The organism is Actinoplanes sp. CA-015351 (assembly GCF_050955685.1).
Taxonomy (GTDB): domain Bacteria; phylum Actinomycetota; class Actinomycetes; order Mycobacteriales; family Micromonosporaceae; genus Actinoplanes.
The window spans coordinates 4,336,890-4,351,277 of the sequence record NZ_CP192102.1; the positions used below are offsets into that span (position 1 = coordinate 4,336,890).

Consider the following 14,388-nt stretch of genomic DNA (forward strand, 5'->3'; position numbering starts at 1 on the left):
CCTCAGTCCGCGACCGGTCGGAACGCGCCCGGGATGTACTCACGCTGGCGCACCACGCGGTAGTGCCCGGCGGGCAGCGAGATCGGCCCGTGCTCCTCGTGGCTGACCCGGCCGTGCGTCGGCACGTCGATGAACATGCTCTCCGGATCATCCAGGTCGGCGATCAGCCGCAGACCGGGGCCGCCGACCACATGCGCGTGACCGGTGGCTTCGCCGCGCGCCAGCACCATGCGGCCACGCCGGTCCCGCGGAACCGGCGCACAGGCCGGCACCCGATCCTGTTTCACGCCAATGATCAGCACATCGCCCTGCCGGTACATAGAGGCCCTCCCACCAGTTCGGCTCGGTGAAGGGGCACGCTATCGCCGGGGTATGACAAGTTCCGGCCTGACCGTTAGTGATCAGGATGGCGAGGATGGCCTGCCGCCACTGGTGAAGGGCCTTGGGCGGCATCCCTGCCGCGAGCGCGCCCACCACCCGGCCGCCCTTGCGATAAACGGCCAGAAAACGCCGCTCCGCCAAATTTCCATCGACGATCTCCACTTCCTCATGACAGCGGAGATATCCGTACGCGTGAATCTTGAGGTCGTACTGATCGGACCAGAAATACGGCACCGGCGCGAACGGCCTGCCTGCCCCGAGCAGATTCCGGGCGGCCGCCATACCCTGCTTGGCCGGCGGCCGAGGCGCCGACGACGACGATGCGGTTCACTCGCCGGCCAGGCGGATCGCCGCAGCCGGGCAGACGGCGGCGGCCTCACGCACCGCCTCGTGCTCCTCCTCGGGTGGCGTCGCATCGAGGACGATCGCCACGCCGTCCTCGTCCCGCTGATCAAAAACAGCCGGGGCGACCATGGCGCATTGACCGGCCGCCACACACTTCGGTTCGTCGAACTCCACTCGCATGATCGTCTCCCTCACCAGGTGACCGGCAGCGACTTCAGGCCGTAGGCGACGCCCTCCATCGCGAACCCGACCTCCTCGAACGGCACCGCCAGTGCGAGCGTAGGGATTCGCCGGTAGAGCGTGCCATAGACGGCCTGCAATTCGACACGGGCCAGGGATTGACCGAGACATTGATGCGAGCCGTAACCGAAAGCGTGGTGCCGACGCGCCGGGCGGCTCAGATCGAGACGGTCCGGCTCGGCGAATTCAGCCGGGTCGTAATTGGCGCCGGCCAGCTCGAAGATGACACCGTCGCCGGCCTTGATCGTGGTGCCGTGCAGTTCGATGTCCTGGACGGCGATGCGCCGGATGCCGGATGCCGGGTCGTCAGATACCGCAGAAGCTCCTCGGCGGCGTTCGCCACGAACTTCGGGTCGTCGCTGTTCTCCCGCAGTTTCCGCAGCTCATCGGGGTTCTGCAACAGGGCGAGGGTACCGAGGGAGATCATGCTGGCACTGGCCTCGTGCCCGGCGATCAGGATCGCGCTGCCCATCGTGACCGCTTCGGCGCACGTCAACTCACCGGCGGTGACCCGGGCGCCCATCTCGGAGAGGACGTCGCCGGCCGGCTGCTCGATCTTGGCGGCGAGCAGCCGGCCGAGATATTCACCGAGCCCCTGGCCGGCCTGGGCGGCGTCGTCCGGATCGGTGTCGTGGCTGATCGCCCGGCGGCTCGCCGCCTGGAAGAACGCATGATCCTCGTAGGGCACACCGAGGATCTGGGTGATCATCAGCGTCGGCATCGGCAACCCGAGCTGCTCGACCAGGTCGGCGGGGTTGTCCCCGGCCAGCATGTCGTCCACCAGGCCGTCAAAGATCTGCTGGATACGTGGCCGCAACGCCTCCACGCGCTTCACCATGAAAGGCGCATTGGCGGGTGACGAGCCGCTCGATGGCGTTGATCCCGCGCGGCTCACCCCAGACGCTTTCCGAGAGCTGCTCCTTGGAGAGCACCCTCCCCGCGTTGCAGAGCAGATGGCGGAGCAGGCGGTATTCGGCCGGGGTCACGTCGAGCGGCCGGTCACCACGCCAGGCCTGGAAGACGACCTCGTCGAGGACGAGGTCGCGATATCGCAGTTCGGGCTGGCGCAGCTGGATGTGCACACGGGCCAGGAGCTCCGGGATCCGGCAGGGTTTCGTGACGTAGTCCTCGACCTCGGTGCCGAGCTCCGGCAACAGCAGGTCGAGGGCGTCGCAGGTCGTCATGCAGATGATCGGCGGCCGGTCGGCGAGAACCGGCCGGGTACGCGCCAGGTCGTCCAGGCCCGGGATCGCGACGTCCACGATGAGCAGGTCGAAGTGTTGCTCGTCGAGGCAGGCGAGCGCATCAGCTCCGGTAGGGACGGCGGTGACGGCGTAACCGGCGGCCGAGAGCCGCCCGGCGACCGATTCCCGCAGGTCACGACCAGGGATGGTGACGAGAAGGTGCCCGCGGTGCCGGGCGGGGTGGTGGCCGTGGTCACCCACCCAACATCCGATCCGGCCGGCCGGCCGGCCGGCCGGCCGGCCGGCCGGACCACCCACCCACCCACCCACCCACCCACAGCCGCTATGCGCCACCCTCGGCCAGCACGATGTCGAACCGCACCCGGCTCCACTCGCGCCCGCCCAGGTCGCGCCCGTCCGGCGTGGGAATCTCCGCCGCCTGCGCCACGAAATCCTTCACCAGCGATTCCCGCACCCCGAAAACACTGTCCCGCTCCAGCAACTCGTCACCCCGCACGAAAATGTGTGTCACCAGAGTTCGGAAACCCGGTGCGATCACCATGAAATGCAGATGTGACGCCCGCAGCGGAGACCGACCCGTGGCAGCGAGCAACCGCCCCACCGGCCCATCGTGCGGAATCGGATAGGGCGTCGGCACCAGCGCCCAGAACCGGAAACTGCCATCCGGTTCCGAAAAAACGTGGCCCCGCGCCGCCGTCCGGTCGTCGCCGTACTGCACGTCGTAGAAACCGTCGTCGTCGGCTTCCCAGACTTCGATGCGGGCATCCGGCACCGGTTTTCCGGACGTGCCGGTGACGGTTCCCTCCACCCAGCACGGCTGGCCGGTCGCGCCGAAGGAGATGTCGCCGCCGAGTGGGATCGGCGGTGATCCGTCGATGAAGAACGGACCCAGAACGGTGGACTCGGTCGCCGCGCCGTCGGCCTCGTTGTTCATCGTCACGGTCTGCATCGAGGCCCCGAACACGTCGGAGAGCAGGATGAACTCCTGCCGCCGCTCGTCGGTGATGTGCCCGGCATCGGTGAGGAAAGCGATCGCCTCCTGCCATTCGGAGCCGGTCGGCCGCACCTCCCGCAGAAACGCGTGCAGATGCCGCGTCAGCGATTGCATGACCTCGCGAAGACGCGGATCCGGCGTCGAAGCGAACGACGCGACGACACGGTCGGTCAATGCAGCTTCGCGATTGCGCTGTTCGTCGCTCACCGCGGTTCCTCTCCTGCCCACGCACGGCGCAGCAGTTCGCTGAGATTGTCGGATGTCACCGTGACCGGATTGCTCGGCGGAACGGCCGGTAGAACCGCGTCGGCCACGGCGGGAATGTCATTCGCACGCAGTCCGAGATCGCGAAGTGCACGGGGTGCGGCCGTTTCCGCGTACAAATGCTGGAGGCCGGGAATCGGGGAGGCCGCGCCGAACGCTTGCGCCAGGCGGTCGGAGACCGCCGGCAGATCACGAACATTGAAGGCCATTACGTACGGGAGAACGGTCGCGTGCGTCTGCGCGTGCGGCAGATTGAACATGCCTCCGAGGGCGTGACAGATCTTGTGATGCAGCCCGGAACCCGCCGAGGCGAAAGCGACCGCGGCGAGATGGGCGCCGAGGAGCGTCTGTTCGCGGCCGGCGAGTTCATCAGGATCCCTGACGATGCGGGGCAGGCCGGCTCGCAGGGCGCGGATGCTCTCCAGGGCGAGGGCCTGGTTGATCGGATCGGTGTTCGGCGCCCACATCGCCTCCACGCTGTGCGCGAGCGCGTTGAGCCCGGAGGCGACGCTCAGCCCGACCGGAAGTGACAGGGTCAGCCCGGCGTCGTAGACGACCGTGCGTGGCAGCACCCGATGGTCGACACCAGTGGTCTTGCGACCGTTTTCGGTCAGGCCCCAGACGGGCGTGGCCTCGGAGCCGGCATAGGTGGTCGGCACCGCGACGATCGGCAGCCCGGTGGTGAGCGCGATCGCTTTGGCAAGCCCGGTGGCCGAACCGCCACCCACGCTGACCAGCACGTCGAACCCGTCGGCGGCCTTGCGCGCCCGCTCCGCGACCTCGACCGGCACGTGCATGACGACCTCGGTGTGCCGGGCGGCGCCGGGAAGTACGTCCGGCGCCCGGTCCGACGCGATCACCAGCGGCCGCGAGCCGAGCCGCGCGACCTCGTCGGCGACAGCCGAGAAGGGCCCGAACACCACCCGTTGCGGCAGCGTCGTATGCGTAAACCGAAGGCTCATGCTGCCACGTTACGGCCGAGGATCGCCGAGAGGGCGTCGCGCAGACTTCGGTACGGGTCAGCCGGCAGCACCGTCGACCGCCGGCCGATGTGCTGGCCGGACCTCGGCGAGCCGCTTGACCGAGTGGTCGTCGTCCCAGCAGACCGCGGCCTCCCACGCGGCCGAAGCCTGCGCGGCGATGTCGTACGCGCCCTCGTCGAGGCCGGCCGCGTTCTCCGGCAGCACCAGATCGAGGTCAGGGACGTCGGCATGCGACTCGTCCCAGTCGATCAGGGCGACCCGGTCCGCGGTCATCCGGACGTTACCCGGGTTGAGATCACCGTGGACGACACACGTCTCACGTCCGGCGAGCCGCGCCCACGCCGCCCGGCACCGGGCGACCCCTTCCGCGGGCATCGCGCCGAGGTTGATCCTCGTGCCGGTCTCGGCGCGCAGGAGATCGGTCGACGACCGCCACCCGGGCCGCTGCGGCCAGCCGCGGGTCAGCCGATGCAGCTCGCGGAGCGTGCCGGCCACCCGCCGCCAGTCGGCCTGCGTCTCCGGCGGTCCGCCCTCCAGATAGGTCATCACCATCAGGCCACCGGCGAACAGCCGGCCGTCCCTCGCCGGGATCGGCACCGGCACGGTGAGACCTTCCCGGTCGAGATGCCGCAACAACGCGGTCTCCCAGGCCAGATCGGCATCACTGCGGGTGCCGAGCCGAGCGACCGCGAGCTGCCCGCCGACGCGCACGCTCCACACGTCGTTGGCGACTCCACCGGTCAGCGGCGCGATGCGAGCGGCGTCGGCGCCCCACTGCGCGAGCGCGTCCCATCCGGTCACGAGCCGCGTACCTCGGAGGCTCGCAGGCCGAACCGGGCCCAGAAAACGTGGAGACCGGTGTCGGGCAGGCCGGTGTCGGGCAGGCCGGTGTCGGGCAGGCCGGTCGTGCTGGATGGGATCAGCCGGCTCATGGACCTCCTCCGATCTCTGTGCACATCCTAACGACGATGTCAGCGACCTGGCGGGTCGCGGGCGAGACGTCACCGGCTCTGGTGGCGATCGCCAGGTCGACCGTTGCCGGGTCGTCGAGCGCGACGTAGGCCACGCCTTCGAGGGCGAGGCTGCGGACCGGCTCCGGGACCAGCGCGACGCCCATCCCGGCCGCGACGAAGACGACGAGGGTGGCCGTCTCCCCCACCTCGGTGATCGGGTCGGGCCGGAAACCGGCGGCGGCGCAGGCGGCGAGAACGTGCTCGTGCATGGACGAGCGGTGCCCGGAGAAGTGCATGACGAACGGGTCGGCGCGCAGCGAGGCGAGGTTGATACGGTCACGCCGAGCCAGTGGGTGCCGGTCGGGAAGGACCGCGACCAGCCGTTCACTGCGCAGGACCTTCACCGATATTTCTGGACTCAGGCCACCATCTGGACGCAGCACCACGAGGTCATACGTTCCGTCGATCAACCCGCTCGACAACGCCGGACTCAACAGCTCCCCGTGCAGCTCCAGGCGAACCTCCGGCAGCCGCGAACGCACCTCCCGCGCCGCCGCCGGCAACAGGTCATAGGTGGCGGTGCCGATGAACCCGACCGACACCCGCCCCGCCTGACCGGAAGCGACCATCGTCATGTCGGCTGCCGCCCGGTCGGCCGACCCGATCACCGCACGCGCGTGCTCCGCGAACCGGGACCCGGCCGAGGTGAGTTCGACCCGCCGCGTGGTACGCGTGAACAACGTGACGCCGAACTCCCGCTCAAGCTGCTTGATCTGCTGCGACAGGGCAGGCTGGGCGATGTGCAGCCGGTCGGCGGCACGCCCGAAATGCCGCTCCTCGGCGAGCGCCAGGAACGAACGGAGGTGGCGCAGTTCCATAGTCACAGCTTATCAATGGCTCGTTATTGAGTATTGGATTTAATCGTTGCTGGACACATAGGTTGGGACCATGACTTCCGCGTACCTCTACGCCACGGCCCGCACGCCGTTCGGCCGATTCGGCGGCGCCCTCGCCGAGGTCCGCCCGGACGATCTTGCCGCTGTCGCGCTCCGGGGCGTCCTCGACAAAGCGCCCCAACTCGACCCGGAGACGATCGGTGACGTCGTCTGGGGCTGCGCCAACCAGGCCGGCGAGGACAATCGCAACGTCGGCCGGATGGCGGTCCTGCTCGCCGGCCTGCCCACATCGGTGCCGGCCACCACGGTGAACCGCCTCTGCGGTTCCTCGCTCGACGCGGCGATCATCGCTTCCCGGACCATCGAGTCCGGCGACGCGGAGGTCGTCATCGCCGGTGGCGTCGAGTCGATGACCCGCGCGCCGTGGGTGCTGCCGAAGCCGTCGAAGGCGTTCCCGGCCGGCAACGTCACGGCCGTCTCCACCACGCTGGGCTGGCGTTTCGTCAACACGAGCATGCCGGCCGAGTGGACGGTCTCGCTCGGCGAGGCCAACGAGCTCCTCGGCGACAAATTCAAGATCACGAGGGTACGCCAGGACGAGTTCGCCGCTCGATCACACGCACTGGCCGCACAGGCCTGGGACGAGGGCTTCTTCTCCGACCTGGTGGTGCCGGTCCCCGGTGTCGACCTCGCCCGGGACGAGAGCATCCGCGCCTCGTCGGCAGAGAAACTCGCCGGTCTGAAACCGTCGTTCCGCCCCGACGGCACGATCACGGCAGGCAATGCCTCGCCGCTCAACGACGGTGCGTCGGCCGTGCTGCTGGGCTCGGAATCCGTTTCCGGACTGATCGGTCTGGACCCGATCGCCCGGATCGCCGGCCGTGGCGTGCACGCCGTCGACCCGCAGGACTTCGGTTACGCCCCCGTCGAAGCGGCCGCCAAGGCGCTGAAGCGGGCCGGCATCACCTGGTCCGACGTGAGCGCGGTCGAGCTGAACGAGGCCTTCGCGGTCCAGTCCCTGGCCTGCGTCGACGCCTGGGACATCGACCCGTCGATCGTCAACGCCCGCGGTGGCGCTATCGCGATCGGTCACCCGCTCGGCGCGTCCGGCGGCCGGATCCTCGGCACCCTCGCGGCCCGGCTGCGCGAGACCGGCGGCCGGTACGGCGTGGCCGCCATCTGCATCGGCGTGGGCCAGGCCCTCGCCGTCGTCCTGGAGAGCGTCGCCGTGAAGACCGTCGCCGTGAAGACCGTCGCCCGGGGGAACGCCGCATGACCGTCACCATCTGCGACACCACGGCCGAGGCCGTCGCCGGCATCCGGGACGGCTCGACCGTGCTGATCGGCGGGTTCGGCATGGCCGGCATGCCGGTGCAGCTCATCGACGCTCTCATCGAGCAGGGCGCCACCGATCTCACGGTGGTCTCCAACAACGCGGGCAACGGCGACACCGGCCTGGCGGCATTGCTGGCCAAGGGACGCGTACGAAAAATGATCTGCTCTTTTCCCCGGCAGACCGACTCCTGGGTTTTCGACGGGCTGTACCGGGCCGGGAAAATCGAACTCGAAGTGGTCCCGCAGGGCAACCTCGCCGAGCGGATGCGCGCCGCCGGGGCGGGAATCGGCGCGTTCTACGGCCGGACCGGCGTCGGCACACCGTTGGCCGACGGCAAGGAAACACGGGAGATCGATGGGCGTACCCACGTCCTGGAATTTCCGATCAAGGGTGACGTCGCGCTGATCGGTGCGTTCCGCGCCGACCGGATGGGCAATCTGGTTTACCGCAAGACCGCGCGCAATTTCGGCCCGGTGATGGCCACCGCCGCCGCCGTGACGATCGCCCAGGTCAGCGAGGTGGTCGAGACCGGCACGCTCGATCCGGAAGTGATCGTGACGCCGAGCATCTATGTGGACCGGGTGGTGGCGGTATGAGCCTCGACAAACACGAAATGGCCGCCCTGGTGGCGCGCGACATCGCATCGGGCTCCTATGTGAACCTCGGCATCGGGCAGCCGACATTGGTCGCCGACCATCTGCCGGCCGGTGCGGGAATCGTGCTGCACACCGAGAACGGCATGCTCAACATGGGCCCGGCGGCCACCGGCGACGAGATCGACCCGGACCTGACGAATGCCGGCAAGATTCCGGTGACAGAATTGCCGGGGTCCGCCTATTTCCACCATGCCGATTCATTCGCGATGATGCGCGGCGGCCACCTGGATGTGTGCGTGATGGGCGCTTTCCAGGTGTCGGCCACCGGCAACCTGGCGAACTGGCACACCGGCAACCCGGAAGCGATCCCCGCCGTCGGGGGTGCGATGGATCTGGCCGTCGGCGCGAAGAGCGTCTACGTGATGATGACGCTGTTCGCCAAGAACGGCTCACCCAAGCTGGTGCCGGAGTGCACCTATCCGCTGACCGGCCTGAAATGCGTCGACCGCGTCTACACCGACCAGGCCACATTCCTCATCACCGACGCGGGCGTGGTCGTACGGGACACGTTCGGCATCACTTTCGAAGAACTCAGCGACCGTTTGGACGTCCCTCTGCTGCGGCCTTGAGTGTCACCGCCGTCTCACGGGTTTCCGGATGCTCCTCACCCAGCAGCATCCGGAACCGCTCATACGTATCCGCAAGCAGTTCACGGGATTCGCGCCGATCGCCGCGGCCGAGAAGCGTGAGACCGAGCTGAAAGGCGCACCTGAGCGTGTCCGGATGATTCGTGCCGAGCGAGGTCAGCGAGCGGCGCAGGGTGTCTGCCAGCACTTCTTGGGAGCCGTCCAGATCACCGAGAAGACGCCTGTCGATACCGACGTTCCTGGCGTGGATCAGTGAGCTCAAGTGGTTCTCGCCATTGATCCGCTTACACCCGTCCCAGGCCGATTGGTGGAGCACCCGCGCCTCTGGAACGTGGCCGGCCGTGCGCAACGCGGTCGCGAGATTACCGGTGTACCGGAGCGTCACGGTGTCGTCTCCTCCGTTCGCCTGCTGCCGTTTCCCGACAACCTCGCGAAGAAGGGCGATGGCTCCCTCGACCTCACCGAGCCGCAGTGAACTCGCCGCCAGCTCGTTGGCGATGTCATGCGTGTGCGGATCGTCCGGTCCGAGAAGACGCAGCCGAGCCTGGTACGTGCGCTCATTGATCTTCTTCGCATCTTCCCAGCGGCCGACCGCCAAGTAGCCACAGCCCAGGACAAACGCGACCTGAAGAGTGGTGTGTTCCTCGACGCCGTACCGTCGGCTCCAAATCTCGTGAAGCTGCTCCGCGAGCGTCAGACACTCGTCGAGGCTGCCGCGGTTCAACAGGCACACGGCCCACCGCGTCGCCAGGTAGCGGAGTTCAGGAGACTCGGATCGCGCCGGATCCAGTGCGAGGATGTGCGGCGCCAGCGCGGACCAGGTCGGCCAGTGTGCGGGATCCATCGAGTCGGCCGGTTGGGCCGCGACCACAAGTCGCTCGACGATCCTGCGGTTCTCCGAGAGGAACGGCTCCACGTCCGACGATTGAAGGATCGCCCGGGTCAGCCGGTGCAGTTGCAGGGCGTTCACGGTGGTCCGCGCCAGTCCAAGCCGCACCAGCAGACCGACACTACGCCGCAACGCCACTGGATTGCGGACGACTGTCGACAACGGCGCGGGCACCGTATCGCTGTCGAAAAGCCACAGCGGCACCGGCTCAGGGCCGCAGATCGCCGCCAACTGGAGAAGTTGCGCGGCGGCCGGGTCCGCTGCCGCCGCGCGTTGCGCCGCGGCCGCGACCGTGGCGGTCAGGGGCGCCGGGTAGGAGGACGGTGAACCTTCGTCGAGCAGCAGGTTGGCCCGCTGGCCGAGCCCGGCGAGGTAGTCACCGGCCGACATCCCGGTCTCGGCCATGAACCCGGCGGCCTGCGCCAAGGCCAGCGGAAGGTCGCCGAGTTCGCGTGCGAGTGCGTCCACCTCCGCCGGCTCCGCCGAGGTGCCCCGGCGGAGCATCGCCGCCGAATCCACCCGGGGAAGCACGTCGATGGAGATCGGCTCGGCCAGTTCCTGCCAGTCCTTGCGGCGCGAGGTGATCAGCACGTGCCCGTCGCCGTCGGGCAGCCAGGGACGCAGGGTCGCCGGATCCTCCGCGTTGTCGAATATGACGAGCCATCGGGGACGGTCGCGCAGGAAACGCCGGACGAGGTTGGCAGCGATCACCGTGCTGGTCTCCGGTGTCGCCACCCCGACGGCGACCGCCAACTGTGCGTATTGATCGCCGAGCAACTGCGACTGCTCGGCCGCGAACCACCAGATGACGTCGTAGTCGGCGGCGTTCCGATGCGCGTACTCGATGGAGAGCTGAGTCTTGCCTACCCCGCCCCAGCCATGCAGTGCTTGGATGACCAAGGAATTACGGGCGGTCAGGCCCTCTTTGATCTGCTGCAGCACGTCAGCGCGCCCCACGAAGGCCGGGTTGCGGGGCGGCAGGTTGCGAGCCGTCACCGGCACCGTCGCCGGTGCCGCCGGCTCGACCGGTGGCGGTGCCGCGCTCTTCCTCGTCGCCAGGATCGCGATCACCAGGCCGGCGAGAGCTGCCAGCCAGCTGACCCGTTCCAGCCAGGTCCATAAAGCTCCCGGCTGTTGACCGTCGAGCCAGTCCTGCCGGATCGCCGCCGCTGCCAGAAAGGCCACCAGAGCGAGCGCGCCGGCGATCCAGGACACCCGGAACCACATGCGTCGCCGCCCGCTCCCCATGGTCACAGCATGGTCGAGCCGGGCACCCGGCTCAATAGGTGCGGTCCGGGAGGGCGTCCTCGGCGGACACCTTGTCGAAGACCGCCTTCTCGGACTCCACCCGCCGCGGCACCGTCCCGCCAAGACACAGGTCCACGACGATGTCCATCAGATCGTCGCCGAACTCCGGGCTGCACTCCACGACATAAGTCAGCTTGCCGGCCACCAGCGCCTGCAACCCCGCCTTGGTAGCGTCCACCGTCACGATCCGCGGACTCCGACCCGGATCCAGCCCGGCGTCCTCCAGCACGCTGACCGCGCCCAGCCCCATCTCGTCGTTCTGCGCGAACACCGCGTCCACATCGGGATGCTTCCGCAGCAGCTTGCGCATGGCGGCCTCGCCACCGGCCTTGGTCCAGTCCCCGGGTTCCGAGGCGACAACCCGCAGGCGTTTCTCCTTCGCCGCTGTCGCCGCGAACCCCTCGGACCGCTGCCGGGTCGGGGTCGAGTCCTTGGTGCCCAGGATCTCCACGACGGTGGCCGGCGTCTTCGCCTTGGCGAAGGTGTTGCCGAGGTACAGCGCCGCCAGGTTCCCCTCGGAGATGAATTCCGCGCCGATCGAGCAGACATACAGCGACGTATCCGTCGAATCGATCAGGCGGTCGGTGAGCACGACCGGGATGCCGGCGTCGCGGGCACGCCGCAGCACGTCGTCCCAGCCGGATTCCACCACCGGGGAGAACGCGATGACATCGACCCGATCGTCGATGAAGGATTCGATGTGAGCGATCTGCTTTTTCTGATCACCGTCGGCGTTCTCGAACGTGAGATCAATTTCCCGCAGCCCGGCCGCTTTCTTGATCGAGCTGGTGTTCGCGAGCCGCCATCCGCTCTCCGAGCCAACCTGGGAGAAGCCGAGCCGCTTCGGGGCGTTGACGTCCTTGCCCAGGTCGAAGCCCTCGCCCTCGGAGCCGCAGCCGGCGAGCGCCGAGACCAGCCCGGCTGCTGACAGCGTCACAAACGCGCGTCTATCCATATTTGATCTCCCCGTTCGACCTCCGAGCGGCTGTTAACGATAACTAGAAAGAGATCTCTGTCAATCATCGGCGCAAATGACCGACATATGAATGCGCCTTGTCCCGGACAGGTCGGGACAACTGCCTCGTGACCGCTGGGACACGTGATTTCTAGCGTGGAAACATGGAAATCATGACCCGCTCCACCGCGCTGAAGATCGCGGCCGTCCTCTCCGTACTGGTGGCTCTCATCGGCATCACGATGTTCGATCTACCCAACCTGGTGCTCGGCGCGCAGGACAGCCGCGAGCCGTTCGCGATCGTGCTCGGCAGCTTCACCTCCGACGTCCTCGCGCTGGTCGCGGCCTACGGCGCGTGGCGATCCCAGAAGTGGGGCGCTGTCCTGCTGATCGCCGTCAACGCGTTCTGGCTGGTCCAGGCGATCGGTTCGCTGCTGTTCGACACGACGGCCGGCGAGACCGTCTTCGCCTCGGTGATGCTGGCGCATCACCTCGTGGTGATCACCCTCTGCCTCTGGCGCGAGCGAGTCGTCAGTGCCGCCTAATCGGTGGTTCCACCAGGCGTTCTTCCCACTCTTGATGATCGGGTACGCCTTCGTCGTGGCCGGACTGACAGCGGTCGTGACCACCTGGCCGGCCCGGCCGCTCGACTCCCTCGCCGACATTCCGTGGTGGTCGCACGTCATCGCCCTCGCCATCGTGGTGGCCACCTGGACACCGGTCTCCACCCAGCTCGACCGCAGCGTCCACCAGCTGGTCTACGGCCAGCGCGACGACGCGTACGAGGTTGCCGGGCGCGTCTACCGGCAGCTCTCCGACGACCTGCTCCCGACATTGGCCGCGGTGCTCGCGCGTACCCTCGCTCTGCCGTTCGTGGAGATCGAAGCCGGCGGCAACGTCGTCACCTCGCACGGTGCAGCACCGGACGGCGCGGCGATCGTCACGATCCCGCTGACCCATCAGCAGCTGTGCCTCGGCACGCTGCGGGTCAGCGGGCGCCGCCGCGGCGACCGGCTGTCCGCGACCGACGTGCGCCTGCTGGAGGACCTGGCCCGGCACGTCGCGACCACCCTGGCGGTGCAGCACTCCCGGGAGCAGCTGGTCACGGCTCGCGAGGAGGAACGCCGGCGGATCCGCCGCGACCTGCACGACGGCCTCGGGCCGACCCTCGCGTCGCTGGCGCTGCAGCTCGGTGTCGCCCAGCGCACGCTGCGCGCCGACCCGCAGGCCGCCGAACACCTGATCGCCGATCTGCGTGCCGACGTGCGCCAGGCCACCGCCGAGATCAGACGCCTGGTGTACGAGCTACGCCCGCCGATGCTCGACGAGTTCGGCCTGGTCGACGCGTTACGTCACCTGCGACCGGGTGATGGCGTGACGCGTACCGTCTCGGCTCCTGAACCGATGCCCGCGCTTCCCGCCGCGGTGGAGGTGGCGATCTACCGGATCGCGGCCGAGGCACTGCACAACGCGTCCCGGCACGCCCAGGCCGCGCGCTGCGCGGTGGACCTGGCAGCGGCCGGCGAGTCGGTGACACTCACCGTCACCGACGACGGCCGGGGCCTGCCCGCCGGCTACCTGGCCGGTGTCGGGCACCATTCCATGCGGGAGCGCAGCGCCGAGCTCGGTGGCACGATCGAGATCGGACCCGCGCCCGGCGGCGGCACCCGGGTCACCGCCACGTTCCCGATCCGGAAAGACGGCTGAACCGGTGAGGAAAGATGCCTGAACCGATCACGGTCCTGATCGCCGACGACCATCCGATGTTCCGCCGCGGCCTGCGTGCCCTGCTCGCCACGATGCCCGAGGTCGAGGTGGCCGGCGAGGCCACCGACGGCAACGAGGTGGTTCGCCTCGCCCAGGAGCTGCATCCCCGGCTGATCCTTCTCGACCTGCACATGCCCGGCGGCGACGGCCTGGCCGCGATCCGCCGGCTCACCGCCGTCACCCCGCAGCCGCACATCCTCGTGGTGACGATGTTCGAGGACGACGACTCGGTCTTCGCCGCCCTGCGCGCCGGCGCCCGCGGATATGTCCTCAAGGACACCGACGAGGACGAGATGACGCGCGCCATCCACGCTGTCGCCCACGGCGGTTCGATCTTCAGCCCGGCGATCGCTACCCGGATCATGGCGTTCTTCGCGGAGGCGGGCCGGGCAGCCGAGCCGTTCCCCTCGTTGACGCCCAGCGAACGCAGCGTGCTTCAGCTGATGGCCCGCGGCCTGTCGAACGAGACCATCGCCGCCCGGCTCAGCCTCAGTTCCAAGACGGTACGCAACTACGTCAGCAACGTCTTCAGCAAACTGCACGTGGTGAGCCGGGCCCAGGCGATCGTCCGCGCCCGTGACGCCGGCATCAGCTGACCGCTCGTTGCGAAAAGCGTAACCCACTGGTTA

General features: G+C 68.5%; 18 protein-coding genes and 1 pseudogene. 6 read left to right on the plus strand and 13 right to left on the minus strand.

Annotation, left to right across the window (positions count from 1 at the left end; translation table 11 throughout):
• Positions 1–2: 2 nt before the first annotated feature.
• The 11 genes and pseudogenes from ACQP2E_RS20080 to ACQP2E_RS20130 all read right to left on the minus strand — a co-directional run bounded on the left by ACQP2E_RS20080 (position 3) and on the right by ACQP2E_RS20130 (position 6,243).
• Positions 3–320, minus strand: coding sequence for a hypothetical protein (locus tag ACQP2E_RS20080; RefSeq protein ID WP_433824448.1), 318 nt, complete (start codon positions 318–320; stop codon positions 3–5).
• 157 nt (positions 321–477) lie between these two features.
• Positions 478–663, minus strand: a pseudogene (locus ACQP2E_RS20085) (oxidoreductase C-terminal domain-containing protein); the annotation flags it as partial.
• A 45-nt stretch (positions 664–708) separates the two neighbouring features.
• The gene (locus ACQP2E_RS20090) at positions 709–906 is read right to left on the minus strand and encodes a ferredoxin (protein WP_433824449.1); all 198 of its coding nucleotides are present in this window, start codon (positions 904–906) and stop codon (positions 709–711) included.
• A gap of 11 nt (positions 907–917) precedes the next feature.
• Positions 918–1,232: a cytochrome P450 gene (locus tag ACQP2E_RS20095; RefSeq protein WP_433833987.1), complete on the minus strand. Its 315-nt coding sequence runs from the start codon at positions 1,230–1,232 to the stop codon at positions 918–920.
• A complete protein-coding gene (locus tag ACQP2E_RS20100; protein ID WP_433824450.1) occupies positions 1,124–1,804 on the minus strand; it encodes a hypothetical protein in 681 nt (226 codons plus the stop codon). Before ACQP2E_RS20100 ends, ACQP2E_RS20095 begins: the two co-directional genes overlap by 109 nt.
• The gene (locus ACQP2E_RS20105; protein ID WP_433824451.1) at positions 1,755–2,411 is read right to left on the minus strand and encodes a response regulator transcription factor; all 657 of its coding nucleotides are present in this window, start codon (positions 2,409–2,411) and stop codon (positions 1,755–1,757) included. Before ACQP2E_RS20105 ends, ACQP2E_RS20100 begins: the two co-directional genes overlap by 50 nt.
• A gap of 82 nt (positions 2,412–2,493) precedes the next feature.
• On the minus strand, positions 2,494–3,372 hold the full coding sequence (locus ACQP2E_RS20110; RefSeq protein ID WP_433824452.1) for a dioxygenase: 879 nt from the start codon (positions 3,370–3,372) through the stop codon (positions 2,494–2,496).
• On the minus strand, positions 3,369–4,391 hold the full coding sequence (locus tag ACQP2E_RS20115) for a maleylacetate reductase (protein ID WP_433824453.1): 1,023 nt from the start codon (positions 4,389–4,391) through the stop codon (positions 3,369–3,371). The genes ACQP2E_RS20110 and ACQP2E_RS20115 overlap by 4 nt, the downstream gene beginning before the upstream one ends.
• 57 nt (positions 4,392–4,448) lie before the next feature.
• Positions 4,449–5,213: a phosphotransferase gene (locus ACQP2E_RS20120; protein WP_433824454.1), complete on the minus strand. Its 765-nt coding sequence runs from the start codon at positions 5,211–5,213 to the stop codon at positions 4,449–4,451.
• On the minus strand, positions 5,210–5,344 hold the full coding sequence (locus tag ACQP2E_RS20125; RefSeq protein ID WP_433824455.1) for a hypothetical protein: 135 nt from the start codon (positions 5,342–5,344) through the stop codon (positions 5,210–5,212). The genes ACQP2E_RS20120 and ACQP2E_RS20125 overlap by 4 nt, the downstream gene beginning before the upstream one ends.
• On the minus strand, positions 5,341–6,243 hold the full coding sequence (locus ACQP2E_RS20130) for a LysR substrate-binding domain-containing protein (RefSeq protein ID WP_433824456.1): 903 nt from the start codon (positions 6,241–6,243) through the stop codon (positions 5,341–5,343). Before ACQP2E_RS20130 ends, ACQP2E_RS20125 begins: the two co-directional genes overlap by 4 nt.
• Before the next feature lie 70 nt (positions 6,244–6,313).
• Here ACQP2E_RS20130 and ACQP2E_RS20135 point away from each other — a divergent pair, with 70 nt between their 5' ends.
• Genes ACQP2E_RS20135 through ACQP2E_RS20145 form a run of 3 tightly spaced genes read left to right on the plus strand, consistent with a single transcriptional unit; the run spans position 6,314 to position 8,822 of the window.
• Positions 6,314–7,537 carry a thiolase family protein gene (locus tag ACQP2E_RS20135; protein ID WP_433824457.1) on the plus strand — a complete coding sequence of 408 codons (1,224 nt, stop codon included), beginning with the start codon at positions 6,314–6,316 and terminating at the stop codon, positions 7,535–7,537.
• Complete coding sequence (locus ACQP2E_RS20140) at positions 7,534–8,193, plus strand: 3-oxoacid CoA-transferase subunit A (RefSeq protein WP_433824458.1); 660 nt, start codon at positions 7,534–7,536, stop codon at positions 8,191–8,193. The genes ACQP2E_RS20135 and ACQP2E_RS20140 overlap by 4 nt, the downstream gene beginning before the upstream one ends.
• Positions 8,190–8,822 (plus strand): 3-oxoacid CoA-transferase subunit B, encoded by a 633-nt coding sequence (locus ACQP2E_RS20145; protein WP_433824459.1) that lies wholly within the window; start codon positions 8,190–8,192, stop codon positions 8,820–8,822. The genes ACQP2E_RS20140 and ACQP2E_RS20145 overlap by 4 nt, the downstream gene beginning before the upstream one ends.
• On the opposite strand, the gene fxsT is transcribed toward ACQP2E_RS20145, so the two are convergent.
• Positions 8,785–10,977, minus strand: coding sequence for an FxSxx-COOH system tetratricopeptide repeat protein (gene fxsT / locus ACQP2E_RS20150; protein WP_433824460.1), 2,193 nt, complete (start codon positions 10,975–10,977; stop codon positions 8,785–8,787). The two genes, ACQP2E_RS20145 and fxsT, sit on opposite strands and share 38 nt — an antisense overlap.
• Positions 10,978–11,008: 31 nt before the next feature.
• Positions 11,009–11,992: an ABC transporter substrate-binding protein gene (locus tag ACQP2E_RS20155; RefSeq protein ID WP_433824461.1), complete on the minus strand. Its 984-nt coding sequence runs from the start codon at positions 11,990–11,992 to the stop codon at positions 11,009–11,011.
• 164 nt (positions 11,993–12,156) lie between these two features.
• Between ACQP2E_RS20155 and ACQP2E_RS20160 the strand changes: the two genes are divergently transcribed.
• Genes ACQP2E_RS20160 through ACQP2E_RS20170 form a run of 3 tightly spaced genes read left to right on the plus strand, consistent with a single transcriptional unit; the run spans position 12,157 to position 14,355 of the window.
• Positions 12,157–12,537 carry a hypothetical protein gene (locus tag ACQP2E_RS20160; RefSeq protein WP_433824462.1) on the plus strand — a complete coding sequence of 127 codons (381 nt, stop codon included), beginning with the start codon at positions 12,157–12,159 and terminating at the stop codon, positions 12,535–12,537.
• On the plus strand, positions 12,527–13,699 hold the full coding sequence (locus ACQP2E_RS20165) for a sensor histidine kinase (RefSeq protein ID WP_433824463.1): 1,173 nt from the start codon (positions 12,527–12,529) through the stop codon (positions 13,697–13,699). Before ACQP2E_RS20160 ends, ACQP2E_RS20165 begins: the two co-directional genes overlap by 11 nt.
• Positions 13,700–13,713: 14 nt before the next feature.
• The gene (locus ACQP2E_RS20170) at positions 13,714–14,355 is read left to right on the plus strand and encodes a response regulator (RefSeq protein ID WP_433824464.1); all 642 of its coding nucleotides are present in this window, start codon (positions 13,714–13,716) and stop codon (positions 14,353–14,355) included.
• Positions 14,356–14,388: the final 33 nt, after the last annotated feature.

Bases quoted from the DNA above. Each gene is read 5' to 3' on its own strand.
- ACQP2E_RS20155 (WP_433824461.1), bottom strand. From the start codon at position 11,992: ATGGATAGACGCGCGTTTGTGACGCTGTCAGCAGCCGGGCTGGTCTCG.
- ACQP2E_RS20145 (WP_433824459.1), top strand. From the start codon at position 8,190: ATGAGCCTCGACAAACACGAAATGGCCGCCCTGGTGGCGCGCGACATC.
- ACQP2E_RS20160 (WP_433824462.1), top strand. From the start codon at position 12,157: ATGGAAATCATGACCCGCTCCACCGCGCTGAAGATCGCGGCCGTCCTC.
- ACQP2E_RS20125 (WP_433824455.1), bottom strand. From the start codon at position 5,344: ATGAGCCGGCTGATCCCATCCAGCACGACCGGCCTGCCCGACACCGGC.
- ACQP2E_RS20100 (WP_433824450.1), bottom strand. From the start codon at position 1,804: ATGGTGAAGCGCGTGGAGGCGTTGCGGCCACGTATCCAGCAGATCTTT.
- ACQP2E_RS20135 (WP_433824457.1), top strand. From the start codon at position 6,314: ATGACTTCCGCGTACCTCTACGCCACGGCCCGCACGCCGTTCGGCCGA.
- ACQP2E_RS20115 (WP_433824453.1), bottom strand. From the start codon at position 4,391: ATGAGCCTTCGGTTTACGCATACGACGCTGCCGCAACGGGTGGTGTTC.
- ACQP2E_RS20140 (WP_433824458.1), top strand. From the start codon at position 7,534: ATGACCGTCACCATCTGCGACACCACGGCCGAGGCCGTCGCCGGCATC.
- ACQP2E_RS20080 (WP_433824448.1), bottom strand. From the start codon at position 320: ATGTACCGGCAGGGCGATGTGCTGATCATTGGCGTGAAACAGGATCGG.
- fxsT (WP_433824460.1), bottom strand. From the start codon at position 10,977: ATGGGGAGCGGGCGGCGACGCATGTGGTTCCGGGTGTCCTGGATCGCC.
- ACQP2E_RS20130 (WP_433824456.1), bottom strand. From the start codon at position 6,243: ATGGAACTGCGCCACCTCCGTTCGTTCCTGGCGCTCGCCGAGGAGCGG.
- ACQP2E_RS20090 (WP_433824449.1), bottom strand. From the start codon at position 906: ATGCGAGTGGAGTTCGACGAACCGAAGTGTGTGGCGGCCGGTCAATGC.
- ACQP2E_RS20170 (WP_433824464.1), top strand. From the start codon at position 13,714: ATGCCTGAACCGATCACGGTCCTGATCGCCGACGACCATCCGATGTTC.